Raw genomic sequence first — 12,986 nt, forward strand, 5'->3', positions numbered from 1 at the left:
CTGGTCCCTTTACGTGCGACGCCGACCGGCCCGGTGTATGCACGCACCGGTCGTTCGGCCTCTTGGCGAAACGGGCTATCAATCCCGCCTGGTTTTTGACACGATGTCTAGAAATCACATTCTTGACGCTGTGTCAAATACTCGGAGTGTCCATTGAGGCCGCGCGAATTCGATCATGACGAGGTCCTGCGCATCGCGTTCGATCAGTTCTGGCGCAAAGGCGTGCGCGGTGCCTCACTGTCGGACATCGCGCGCGCTTCAGGCGTTCAGCGCGGCAGCCTCTACAACGCCTTCGGCAGCAAGGAGGCGCTGTTCCTCCAGGCCTATGAGCGTTACGCCGGCGACTACCTGCTCGCCCTGCAAAAGACGCTTGCCACCGGCTCATTGCGCAAACGACTGATGTCGTTTTTCGACCTCACCATCACCAATTTCCGCTCCGGCTCGCCGCCGCGCGGCTGTCCGACCACGCGCGGGCTGATGGAGCTTGGTGCGGCCGAAGGTGAAGGTCTTGACGAGGACGCGCGGGAGGCCTTTGCGAACCTGATATCGCGCATCGCCGCACTGGTTCAGGACGCATTGCAAGCAGCCGCCGCGCGCGGCGAGTTCAGCGGCGACCCGGCCGCCGCTGCGCTGCACATCATCACGGTGACGCGCGGCCTCGCCGTGCTCGAACGCGCCTTCGATGACGAGCCCCAGTTGCGCAAGATCGCCGCCCACACCATCGACCTCGTGCTCGGCAAGGGCGGCCGCTAGGCGTAACCAACAGCATTGATCTGGTTTCGGTGCCAGCGATTCGCAGAAGATCCGCCTCGGGAACCCGAATGCTTAAAGCTTTGCTAAGGGGGAGCGGGATAATCTGGCATATCTCCCCGCCAAATCTTGCGAGCACCGATGATTTTCTCACGCATCAGTTTCAAGCTGGTCCTCATTGTCGGCATCAGCCTCGTCGGCATGATCGTGCTGGCGCCGATCGCGCTGTCGACCCTGCGCAGCCAGATGATTGCCGACCGCCAGGCCAAGACCCAGCACATGGTCGATGTCGGCTACGGCATCCTCGCGCATTACCAGAAGCTCGAGAGCGACGGAAAGCTCACGCGCGAGCAGGCGCAGGCCGGCGCCATGGCGGAGATCAAGAGCCTTCGGTACGACAAGGTCGAGTATTTCTGGATCAACGACATGGCCCCGAAGATGATCATGCATCCGATCAAGCCCGAGCTTGACGGCAAGGATCTCGCCGCAATGAAGGATCCGTCCGGCAACGCGCTGTTCGTCGGCTTCGTTGACGTCGTCAAGAAACAGGGCGCGGGCTTCTACAGCTATCTTTGGCCGAAGCCCGGCTTCGAGCAGCCGGTCGCGAAGATCTCCTTTGTGAAGGGCTTTACGCCCTGGGGCTGGATCATCGGCACCGGCATCTATCTCGACGACGTCGACGTCGTCTTCCGCCAGGATGCGACGACGTTTGGTCTGGTGTGCCTCGCGGTGTTCGTGCTCGTGCTCGGCGCTTCCTTCGTGATCGGCCGCAGCGTGACCCGGCCGCTGGCGAAAATTACTGACCTCACCGAACGCCTCGCAGCCGGCGACAGCGCGTTCGAGGTGCCCTACACCAATCGCGCCGACGAAGTCGGCGGCCTCGCCAAGGCGCTGGCCGTGTTCAAGGACAATGCGTCGGCCGTGAGCCGTATGCATGCCGAGCAGCAGGAAGCCAAGCAGAAGGCCGACGACGAGAAGCGCAAGACCATGGCCGATCTCGCCGGCAAGTTCGAGGCGAGCGTCCACGCCGTGGTCCGCGACGTCTTCAACGAGGCGCGCGCGATGCAGCAGGCCGCGCAATGCATGTCGGAGACCGCCGACAAGGCGACCGAGCGCGCCAGCTTCGTCGCCACCGCCTGCCAGCAGGCCTCGCACAATGTGCAGACGGTTGCGTCCGCCGCCGGGCAGCTGTCGGCCTCGATCACCGACATCAGCCAGCGCGTCGCGCAGGCGGCGACCGTCGCCGACAAGGCGGCTGCCGACGGCCAGCGTACCAACGACACCGTGCAGGGGCTCGCGCAGGCCGCCCACAAGATCGGTGAGGTCATCGATCTCATCAACCAGATCGCCTCGCAGACCAACCTGCTCGCGCTCAATGCGACGATCGAAGCTGCGCGCGCCGGCGAGGCCGGCAAAGGCTTTGCAGTGGTCGCGAGCGAAGTGAAGTCGCTGGCGAGCCAGACCGCGAAGGCCACCGACGAGATCGGCGCGCAGATCACCGCGATCCAGGCCGAGACCAACCAGGTCGTCGGCAACATCGAGAGCATCCGCGCCACCATCATGGAGGTCAACGAGATCTCCTCGTCGATCGCGGCAGCGGTCGAGGAGCAGGGCGCGGCGACGCAGGCCATTGCCCACAGCGTGCAGGAGGCAGCGTCCGGCACCGACCAGGTCTCGCAGAACATCTCCCGCGTCACCGATGCGACGGCCGAGACCGGTCAGGCCGCAGGCTGCGTGCTGCAATCGAGCGGACGGCTCACCGAGAAACTGCAATCGCTGGAGAACGAGGTCAGCGCCTTCGTTTCCGGCGTGCGGGCGGCCTGACGCGCGCATCTGCTCGGCGTTTTTCCGCGTCACGGCATCGCCCGTGATGCGGATGAACTGTTTGTCTTGACATGACGTTCGCCGTGCTCGACGTGTAATCACGTCGATCGAAGGCACATCTGTGCCAGAAAAGAAAAAGCATCGGGAAAGACGTCATGAGTGCAGGCCTCAACGAAAAGGACTACCTCGCCACCTTGCACGGGCTGTGGGAGAAGGCCTGGCCCAAGGGCCTGCCGCGTTCGCCGAACTATCTGCATGGCGAAGTTCCCCTGACGGAATATCTGCGCGCCTGGGCGAAGCAGAGCCCGACGCGCCCGGCGGTGATCTTCTACGGTCACGTCACGACCTATGCCGATCTCGACCAGCAGAGCGAGCGCTTTGCGGCGCTGCTGCAGGCCAAGGGTGTGCGCAAGGGCGACCGCGTCGCGGTGTTCCTGCCGAACTGCCCGCAATTCCACATCGTGTTCTTCGGCATTTTGAAGCTCGGCGCGGTCCACGTTCCCGTGAGCCCGCTGTCGCGTGCGTTCGAGCTGTCCTACGAGCTCAACGACACTCAGGCGGAAGTGATTGTGGCGCTGGATCAGTTGATGCCCGTCGTCGAGCAGGTGAGGGGCGAGGTGAAGCTGCGCGAGATTATCGTCACCAGCTTTGCCGATGTCGTGCCGGCAACGCCGGCCTTTCCGACGCCGGAGTCGATCCGCACGCCGCGCATGGCGGTCGCAGGCGCGACCGACCTGCTGCCGGCGCTTGCCGCGCTGCCCGCACCGGCGCCGCTGCCGCCGCCCGGCCTCGATGAGGTCGCGGCGCTCAACTACACCGGCGGCACCACCGGCATGCCCAAGGGCTGCGTCCATACCCACCGCGACATGGTCTATACGGCCGCCGCCAACTATGGCGTCTCGATGCAATCAGATGAGAGCAGCGTCTCCCTGTCGTTCTTTCCGGAGTTCTGGATCGCCGGCGAAAACGCCGGCCTGATCTTCCCGCTGTTCGCCGGAGGGACGCTGGTGTTGCTGGCCCGCTGGGACGCCGTCGGCGCGATGGCCGCGATCGACAAGTACAAGGTCACGATCACGGCGATGCCGGTCGATTGCGCCGTCGAGCTGATGGACCATCCGCGCTGGAGCGAGTTCGATCTGTCATCGCTGCAGCAGGTTCGCGTCGTCTCCTTCGTCAAGAAGCTCAATGCCGATTATCGCAAGCGCTGGAAGGACCTCACCGGCACCATCCTGATGGAGGCGGCCTGGGGCATGACCGAGACCCACACCTCCAACACCTTCACCGCGGGCTTCCAGGACGACGATTTCGACCTCAACAACCAGCCGATCTTCGTCGGCCTGCCGGTCCCCGGCGCCGAGTTCAAGATCACCGATTTCGAGACTGGCGCATTGCTGCCGCTCGGCGCCGAAGGCGAGATCCGGGTGCGGACGCCGTCACTGCTCAAGAGCTACTGGAATAAGCCGGAGGCCACCGCGGAGTCGCTGATCGATGGCTGGCTCCGCACCGGTGACATCGGCGCGATCGACAAGGACGGTTTTCTGCACTTCCTCGGCCGCCGCAAGGAGATGCTGAAGGTCAAGGGCATGAGCGTGTTTCCGCCGGAGATCGAGGCGCTGCTCGGCCAGCACCCGAAGGTGCTGGGCTCGGGCGTGGTCGGGCGCGACGATCCTGACAAGGGGCAAGTGCCGGTAGCCTATATCCAGCTCAAGCCGGAGGCATCAGGCACCATCTCCGCCGAGGACATTCGCGCCTGGTGCGCCGAGCGCATGGCCGTCTACAAGGTGCCGGAGATACGTATCATCGAGGCATTGCCGTTGACCGCGACGGGGAAGGTGAAGAAGCAGGACCTCAACCCGAACCAGCCTGCCGCAGTCTGAGCGAGAGAGACGATGTCGTTCAAGAAGCTCCTGATCGCCAATCGCGGCGAGATCGCCATCCGCGTCGCGCGCGCCGCGGCTGATGCCGGGATCGCCACGGTCGCGATCCATCCCGCTGACGATTCGCTCTCGCTGCATGTGCGCGTCGCGGACGAGGCGGTCGAAATCCCCGGCCGCGGCGCAAGGGCCTATCTCGACATCGAGGCGGTGGTCAAGGCGGCGAAGAGCGCGGGCTGCGATGCCGTGCATCCCGGCTATGGTTTTCTCAGCGAGAACGCGGCATTCGCAAAAGCCTGCACTGACGCGGGCATCGCCTTCGTTGGACCAAAGCCGGCCGCACTGGAGCTGTTCGGCGACAAGGTCGCGGCGCGACAATTGGCAAAGCGCTGCGGCGTGCCCGTCATCGCGGGCACCAGCGGTCCCTCGAGCCTGGAGGAGATTTCGGCGTTCTTCACCTCGCTCGGCAGCAATGCGGCGATCGTGATCAAGGCGATGGCGGGCGGCGGTGGCCGCGGCATGCGCGTCGTCGAGAACGCCGCCGATCTCGCCGAGGCTTATGCGCGCTGCCAGTCCGAGGCCAAGGCGGCGTTCGGCTTCGACGGCGTCTATGCCGAGAAGTTGATCCGGCAGGCACGCCACATCGAGGTGCAGATCATCGGCGACCGTCACGGTGCGATCTCGCATCTCTGGGAGCGCGAATGCACCATCCAGCGCCGGCACCAGAAGCTGATCGAGGTGGCGCCGAGCCCGTCACTGAGTGACAGCTTGCGCGGCCGTATCATCGAGGCCGCGAAGCAGCTTGCGGCTGCGGCATCGTATGACAATCTCGGCACCTTCGAATTCCTCATCGACGGCACCGCCGAGGACAGCTTTGCCTTTATCGAGGCCAATCCGCGGCTCCAGGTCGAGCACACTGTCACCGAAGAAGTGCTCGGCCTCGACCTCGTCCGTGCCCAGCTCGCGATTGCCGCGGGCTCGTCGCTGGCAACGCTCGGTCTCGCGCAAGGTGCGATTCCCAAGCCGCGCGGCTATGCGATGCAGCTGCGCGTCAACATGGAGACGCTGGACGAGACGGGCGCGACGCATCCGACCGGCGGCGTGCTCGCCGTGTTCGAGCCGCCGTCAGGCCCCGGCGTCCGCGTCGATAGCTTTGGCTATGCCGGCTACAAGACCAGCGCGGCCTTCGATTCCCTGCTTGCAAAAGTCATCGTGCATACGCCGGGCGAGTCCTGGCACGACGTGGTCGCAAAGGCCTCGCGCGCACTGCGCGAGTTCCGGATCGAGGGCGTCGTCACCAACATCGCCTTTCTCCAGGCGGTGCTGGCGCATCCTGATTTCCGGACCAACCGCATCGCGACCGATTTCATCGATCGCAACATCGCCAAGCTGGTCGAGGCGGCCGATGGCGCCGCCAAGCCGCTCTATTTTGCCGCAACCGAGCACGGCGGTGCACACGCCGCCGGGGCGCACGTGGCACGAGTGGTGCCCGAGGGCGCGGTCATGGTGGCCGCACCGCTGCAGGGAACCATCGTTACCATTCAGGTCAGGGAGGGCGAGATCGTGCGCCCCGGCCAGCAGCTCGCCGTGATCGAATCCATGAAGATGGAGCATCTCGTCATGGCCGAGCAGGGTGGCCGCGTCATGAAGCTCGCGGCCGGCGACGGCGTCACGCTGCTGCATGGCGAGCCGATCCTTTATCTGGAGCCGCTCGACGTGGCGGCCGATCACGCGGCTGTCGAGACCGACATCGATCTCGACCACATCCGCCCTGATCTCGCCGAGCTGATTGCGCGCCACGCCAACACGCTCGATGAAAACCGCCCGGCCGCGGTCGAGCGCCGCCGCAACACCAACCAGCGCACCGCGCGCGAGAACGTCGCGCAGCTGGTCGATGACGGCTCGTTCATGGAGTATGGCAGCCTCGCCATCGCGGCGCAGCGGCGCCGGCGCAAGCTCGACGATCTCATCAAGAACACGCCGGCCGATGGCCTCATCATGGGCCTCGCCACCGTCAACGCCGAGAAGTTCGGACCCGAGGGGGCGCGCTGCATCGTCCTGGCCTATGACTATACCGTGCTCGCGGGCACGCAGGGCCACATGAACCACAAGAAGATCGACCGCATGCTGACGCTTGCGGAAGACTGGCGCGTGCCTCTGGTGTTCTATGCCGAAGGCGGCGGCGGCCGGCCGGGCGACACCGACCGGCTCGGCATGACCGGCCTCGATGGTCCGTCCTTCGTGCAGTTCGCAAGGCTCTCCGGGCTCGTGCCAGTCATCGGAATCGTCTCCGGCTATTGCTTCGCCGGCAACGCCGCGATGCTCGGCTGCTGCGACGTCATCATCGCCACCAGGAACGCCTCGATCGGCATGGGCGGCCCTGCGATGATCGAGGGCGGCGGGCTCGGCGTCTATCACCCGGCCGAGGTCGGCCCCGTCTCGTTCCAGTCCCCGAACGGCGTCATCGACATTCTCGTCGAGGACGAGGAGCAGGCGACCTCGGTCGCGCAGAAATACCTGTCCTACTTTCAGGGCGCAGTGAAGGATTGGGAAGCGGCCGACCAGCGCCTGCTCCGCCGCGCCATCCCCGAGAACCGTCTGCGCGTCTACGACATCCGCAGCGTGATCGATCTCGTCGCCGACAAGGACAGCGTGCTGGAGCTGCGGCGCGACTACGGCGTCGGCATGATCACGGCTCTGATCCGCATCGAAGGAAAACCGTTCGGCCTGATCGCCAACAATCCGCGCCATCTCGGCGGCGCCATCGATGCCGATGCCGGCGACAAGGCGGCGCGCTTCCTCCAGCTCTGCGATGCCTTTGATCTGCCTGTCGTCTCGCTCTGCGACACGCCCGGCTTCATGGTCGGCCCGGAAGCGGAGAAGACCGCGATCGTCCGCCACGTCTCGCGCATGTTCGTCACGGGCGCGAGCCTCACGGTGCCGCTGTTCGGGATCGTGCTGCGCAAGGGCTATGGTCTCGGGGCGCAGTCGATGATCGGCGGCGGCTTCCACGCCTCCTTCTTCACCGCGGCCTGGCCGACCGGCGAGTTCGGCGGCATGGGCCTGGAGGGCTATGTCCGCCTCGGCTTCCGCAAGGAGATGGAGGCGATCGCCGATCCCGGGGAGCGCGAGACTTACTACCGCAACAAGGTCGCCGAGCTCTATGCCAACGGCAAGGCGGTCTCGATCGCCTCGGTGTTCGAGATCGACAACGTCATCGATCCCGCCGAAACGCGCCGCTGGATCATGGCGGGGCTGCGGTCCGTGCCGAAGCCGCCGGCGCGGACGGAGAAGAAGCGGCCGTGCATCGACACGTGGTGAGGGCGGTGCAGCAATAGCAACGCAACGTCATTCCGGGGCGCGCGTTAGCGCGAACCCGGAATCTCGAGATTCCGGGTTCGGCTCTTCGAGCCGCCCCGGAATGACTGCGAAACCGGTTCCCGATTGACATCCCCGCCTGTGGTGCCAGACTTTGCACAATAATACAGGGTGGAGACGCCGCGATGGCCAGCCTTTCGGCCTCGAACCATGTCGCCCGTGTCTTGTCCGTGGCCAATCAATTGGCCGACGTCGATGCCTCCTCGCGCATCGAAATTTCCTGGCGACGCTGCCTGATCAGCCACAAGCTCGATCCCGCCCGCCTGGGCCCGCCGCAGACGCTCACCGAAGCCGAGATCCGTCACGTCGCCGAGCCGATGGAGGAGACCATCCGGTTGCTGACGCCCGAGCTCGACGATCTAGCCCGCGTGCTGCGCGACGCCGGCTATTGCGTCAATCTGGCCGATGCCAACGCGACCATGCTGTTCAGCCGCCTGCCTGGAGAGGCCGACGCGCGGATGTTCATGGACTGGAAGATCTATACCGGCTCGAACTTCGCCGAGACCTTCGAGGGCACCAACGGCCTCGGCACCTGCCTCGCCGAGCAGAAGCCGATCCTGGTGCATCGCGACGAGCATTTTCGCGCGCAGTGGCACATGTTCTCCTGCGCCGTTGCGCCGCTGTTCGACCAGGCCGGGCACCTCGCCGGCGCTGTCAACATCACCTCCTGCCGCGAGGATCTCGAGCGCGCCGCGCATCAGCTCGCGCTCGCGGTGACCATGGAAGCGACCCGGCGGATGGAAGGCGCGATCTTCCGCGATCATTTCCGCAATGCCTGGATCGCGACCGTGCCCGGCGATGGCGGCAGCGGCCTGCTCGCCTACGACGATGACCGCCGCATCGTCGGCGCCTGCCGCTCGGCGCGCGCCTTGCTGGGTCTCACCGACGGCCTGATTGCCTCAGGCATCGATCTGGCGCGCTACATCAAGCACGATCATACGCGCAACGCGGACGAGATCGTCGAGCTGCGCCGCGCTGATGGCCGGCCGCTGGGCCAGAGCCATGTCTCCCCGCCGCTGCGCGCAAGATCTGCCCCGCTGCGTCACGATGCACCCGTCGATCGCTTCGACGCGCTGCATCGGCTGGCCGGGCGTGATCCCAGGATGGTCAAGAGCGTGAAGCGCCTGAAGAGCATCGGCGATCATAATCTGCCGGTGCTGCTGCATGGCGAGACCGGCGTCGGCAAGGACGTGTTCGCGCGCGCCATTCACGCCGCCAGCAACCGAGCGCGCAACAATTACATAGCGCTGAACTGCGCGGCGATGCCGGAGAGCCTGATCGACGCCGAGCTGTTCGGCTACGAGGCCGGCGCCTTCACGGGCGCGCGGCGCGACGGCTCGAAGGGCCTGATCGTGCAGGCCGATGGCGGCACGCTGTTCCTGGACGAGATCGGCGACATGCCAATCGCGTTGCAGACGCGGCTCTTGCGCGTGCTGGAGAACCGCGAGGTCTGGCCCCTCGGCGCGCTCAAGCCTGTCGCCGTCGATATCCGCCTGATCAGCGCCACCCATCGCGATCTCGGCCGCATGGCGGAGGAGGGGGCTTTCCGTGCCGACCTCTATTTCCGCCTGCGCGGCATGGAGGTGCACCTGCCAGCCTTGCGCGACCGCGCCGACCGCGACGACATCATCCGCCAGATCGCGCGCGAGGAAGCGCCGAACTGCCGCCTCTCGCCTGAAGCTTGGGCGCGGCTCTCGGCCTATCCCTACCCCGGCAACATGCGCCAGCTCCGCCACGTGCTGCGCCTCGCCGGCTGCACGGCGGAGGACGGCGTCATCACCGATGCCGATCTCGACCTGCCGCCGTTCGGCGGGAGAACTGCGGAGAGCGATCTCGCAACGGCCGAGCGCGCCACGATCGTCGAGGCCCTCCGCAAGCACGCCGGCCGCGTCACCGAAGCCGCCCGCGCGCTAAAGCTCAGCCGCGCGACGCTGTACCGGAAGATCAAGCAGCTGAAGATCGAGACCGCGCGGTAGTGTCCAACCGCATGCAGCGAGACGAGTGAGGGATATCTCTCCGCTGGCTCGGAATCGTAGGGTGGGCAAAGGCGCACTTGCGCCGTGCCCACCATCTCTCGCCGAATGTTGCAGGACGTGGGCACGCTTCGCTTTGCCCACCCTACGATACCGTACTCGCGGCGAGAAGCGCTGCCCTTATGAAAATCCGTCCAGGCTCGGAATCGTAGGGTGGGCAAAGGCGCACTTGCGCCGTGCCCACCATCTCTCACCGAGTGTTGCAGGACGTGGGCACGCTTCGCTTTTCCGACCCTACGATACCGTACTTCGCGGCGAGAGGCGCCCCCCTCACGAAAAATCCGTCCAGCTCAGATGCCGTGAGTCGAAGTCGCCGACTGAAACGGTCTCGCGGATTTCCTGCGGCGTGTGGAAACTGCTGCGCAGGTAAACCAGCGGCGCGGCCGCGGCCGAATGCGTCGCGCTGCGTACCTCGCCGATGAAGATCGAGTGCGTCTTGGTCTCGAACTCCTGCGCCAGCACGCAATCGAACGCCGCGACAGCGTCCGTCAAAACCGGCGCGCCTGTAGCACCGCGCGTCCATCGGCCGAAGGCAAAGCGGTCATCGCCATTGACGCCCTTCTGGCCGCTGAAGGTCAGCGCCAGCAACGCGTGATCCTCATGCAGGAAGTTGATCGCGAACGCGCCCTCCTCGCGGATGCGGGCGTGCGCGCTGGCGTTGCGGTTGACACAGACGATCAGCGACGGCGGATCGTCCGACAGCGAGGTTGCCGACGTCACCGTCAATCCGGTGCGCTTGCCGTGCTCGGCGCCGACAGTGACCAGCGCAACCGCGCCGGCGCATTGGCGCATCGCCTGCTTGAACTCCTTTGCGTCGACGCTCACGCGACAATCTCCAAAACAGAGGCGGGTGCGGCAGGTTCACGCCGCACCCGCGATGCGTCAAGCTGCCTTCTTCGCGGAGCCGAGATGCGTCAGGCGCGGCATCACCTCGTTCTTCAGCAGCGCGAGCGAGCGGTGCCAGGCTTCCGGCTTGTGCTTGTAGTCGAAGCCGAACACCAGCAGCACGCCGAAGCCGCCGACCTCGTCGTAGATCTTTTCGATCTTCTCGGCGACGGTCGAAGGCGAGCCGACGACCCAGTTCCGCTTGGCGCAATATTCGACCGTGACGTCGCTGTCGGGCACGTCAGGGGCGTGCTTGAGATAGTCCTTGAAGCCGAAATGGCCGAGCAACGGCAGGAAGTACTCGCTCATCATCCGGCCCATCATGTCGCCGGTCGAGAGCTTCCAGGCCTCTTCATCCGTGTCGGCCACGAACACCTCGCGCACCAGGCGCCAGTCCTGCCGGTTCGGCTTGCGGCCGGTTTTCGCGGCGCCAATCTCGACCGAGTCCCAATGGCTGGAGACATAGGCCGGGTTGAGGTTGAGGCTCATCGGGATGAAGCCGCGCTCGCCCGCGAGCTTTAACGTGTCCGAATTCTTCGACAGCCCGGCGACGCCGATCGGCGGATGCGGCGCCTGCAACGGCTTGATGTGAGGCTTGAGGAAATCGAACATCGTGTCCGGCTTGGTCACCGTCCAGAATTTTCCTTTGTGGGTGAACGGCGCGGGCTCGGTCCAGAGTTTCAAGATGATCTCCAGCGCCTCGCGCGTCATGTCGCGGTTCTGCCCGCTCATGCCGTCGACGTTGAACATCGCCCAGTCGCTCGGCAGCCCCGAAGCTGCGACACCGAAATTCAGCCGGCCCTCGGAGAGATGGTCCAGCATGGCGACGCGGTTGGCGAGCTCGGCCGGGTGGTGATAGGGCAGCAGGAAGCCGCCCGGTCCGATCCGCATACGCTTGGTCTGCATCAGGGCCTGCGCGATCAAGAGGTCCGGCGTGGGATTGGGTTCCCAGGGCGCGGTGTGGTGCTCGCCGACCCAGGCCTCCTGATAGCCGAGCTCGTCGAGCCAGCGCATGACCTGCAGGTCCCAGTCATGTCCTTCCTTCAACCCGCACTCCGGCGGATGCGAAGGCATCGTGAAATAGCCGATCTCCATGGGTTTCCTCATCTGATGTTGACGCGTCTTGCTGCGCGTTCGCTGGCGTGAACAGGAACAGCTTCAGCAAGCGGTGTGCCAGCGCGCCCCATGCCCGACCTTGCGAGAAAACGCTGGTTTAGGGCCGCAATTGCCGATATTCCCGGGACAGATTTGCCGGGATGCCGTCGCGTTGTCGTGAGACGGCGTCTCAGCCGTGAGACGAGGATACGTTTCGAAATGACCGAACCCGCTTATGTCGCGGTGGACTGGGGCACCAGCAGCTTCCGGCTCTGGCTGGTCGATCGCGCCGGACGCGTGCTCGCCGAGCGCCGCAGCGACGAGGGCATGCTGGCGGCGGCCAAGGCCGGCTTCCCCGGCGTGCTGCAAGCGCATCTTGCTGCCGTGAGCGCGCCCGATCATCTGCCGGTCCTGGTTTGCGGCATGGCCGGCGCCAAGACCGGCTGGGTCGAGGCCGGCTATGTCGACACGCCGGCGCCGCTCGCGGCGATCCTGAAGCAGGCCGCGCGCGTTCCCGGCGCGGCGCGTGACATCCGCATCCTGCCCGGCATCGCACAGCGCGACAGGGTCGCACCCGACGTGATGCGCGGCGAGGAGACGCAATTGCTCGGCGCACTCGGTCTCGAGGCCGCAGGCGAGACACTGGTCTGCATGCCCGGCACCCATTCCAAATGGGTGCGGGTCAAGGACGGCACCGTCGCGCATTTCTCCACCTTCATGACCGGCGAGCTGTTCAGCGTCGTCTCGCGCGAGACCATCCTGTCGCTCGCCGTCGCCGGCGCCGACGAAGCCGAGGACACCGCGAGTTTCAAGACGGCCGTGAAAGCCGCGTTCGCGGCGCCGGCCTTCGCCGCCAATCTCCTGTTCACGGCGCGATCGCGGCAGCTGCTGTTCGGCGGCACGCCGGCCGCCGCGCGCGAGACGTTGTCGGGCACGCTGATCGGCACGGAGCTGGCGGCGGGTCTTTCCGGCAGCGTGCCGAAGGCCGGCATCACGCTGATTGCGTCGGGTCGCCTTGCGACGCTTTACCGGCAGGCTTTCGATGCACTGTCGGTCAATGTGACTCCGATCGATGCCGATGAAGCAGTTCGCCGCGGCCTGTCGATGGCGGCTGCTGCGATCTGGATGAAGTAGAAGGATTTTTGAA

Annotated in this window: 8 protein-coding genes; 6 read left to right on the plus strand and 2 right to left on the minus strand. The window is 65.6% G+C overall.

Annotated elements, in window-relative coordinates; genetic code table 11:
* Positions 1-153 precede the first annotated feature (153 nt).
* The 5 genes from XH80_RS09575 (at position 154) to XH80_RS09595 (ending at position 9,802) form a co-directional block, all read left to right on the plus strand.
* Positions 154-753 carry a TetR/AcrR family transcriptional regulator gene (locus XH80_RS09575; RefSeq protein WP_271598380.1) on the plus strand — a complete coding sequence of 200 codons (600 nt, stop codon included), beginning with the start codon at positions 154-156 and terminating at the stop codon, positions 751-753.
* A 138-nt stretch (positions 754-891) separates the two neighbouring features.
* On the plus strand, positions 892-2,574 hold the full coding sequence (locus XH80_RS09580) for a methyl-accepting chemotaxis protein (protein WP_271598381.1): 1,683 nt from the start codon (positions 892-894) through the stop codon (positions 2,572-2,574).
* A 155-nt stretch (positions 2,575-2,729) separates the two neighbouring features.
* The gene (locus tag XH80_RS09585; protein ID WP_271598382.1) at positions 2,730-4,451 is read left to right on the plus strand and encodes an AMP-binding protein; all 1,722 of its coding nucleotides are present in this window, start codon (positions 2,730-2,732) and stop codon (positions 4,449-4,451) included.
* Between the two features lie 12 nt (positions 4,452-4,463).
* A complete protein-coding gene (locus tag XH80_RS09590) occupies positions 4,464-7,769 on the plus strand; it encodes an acetyl-CoA carboxylase family protein (protein ID WP_271598383.1) in 3,306 nt (1,101 codons plus the stop codon).
* Between the two features lie 182 nt (positions 7,770-7,951).
* Positions 7,952-9,802 (plus strand): sigma-54-dependent Fis family transcriptional regulator, encoded by a 1,851-nt coding sequence (locus XH80_RS09595; protein WP_271598384.1) that lies wholly within the window; start codon positions 7,952-7,954, stop codon positions 9,800-9,802.
* A gap of 327 nt (positions 9,803-10,129) precedes the next feature.
* Here the strand turns inward: XH80_RS09595 and XH80_RS09600 are convergent, their stop codons facing one another.
* Entirely contained in the window at positions 10,130-10,684 is a 555-nt protein-coding gene (locus XH80_RS09600; protein WP_271598385.1) for a flavin reductase family protein, read from the minus strand.
* A 57-nt stretch (positions 10,685-10,741) separates the two neighbouring features.
* Positions 10,742-11,839 carry an LLM class flavin-dependent oxidoreductase gene (locus XH80_RS09605; protein WP_271598386.1) on the minus strand — a complete coding sequence of 366 codons (1,098 nt, stop codon included), beginning with the start codon at positions 11,837-11,839 and terminating at the stop codon, positions 10,742-10,744.
* A gap of 219 nt (positions 11,840-12,058) precedes the next feature.
* On the opposite strand from XH80_RS09605, the gene XH80_RS09610 reads away from it, so the two are divergent.
* Positions 12,059-12,973, plus strand: coding sequence for a 2-dehydro-3-deoxygalactonokinase (locus XH80_RS09610; protein ID WP_271598387.1), 915 nt, complete (start codon positions 12,059-12,061; stop codon positions 12,971-12,973).
* The last annotated feature ends 13 nt before the right edge of the window (positions 12,974-12,986 follow it).

The sequence above is a fragment of the Bradyrhizobium sp. CCBAU 45384 genome (assembly GCF_028128665.1).
Taxonomy (GTDB): Bacteria; Pseudomonadota; Alphaproteobacteria; order Rhizobiales; family Xanthobacteraceae; genus Bradyrhizobium; species Bradyrhizobium manausense.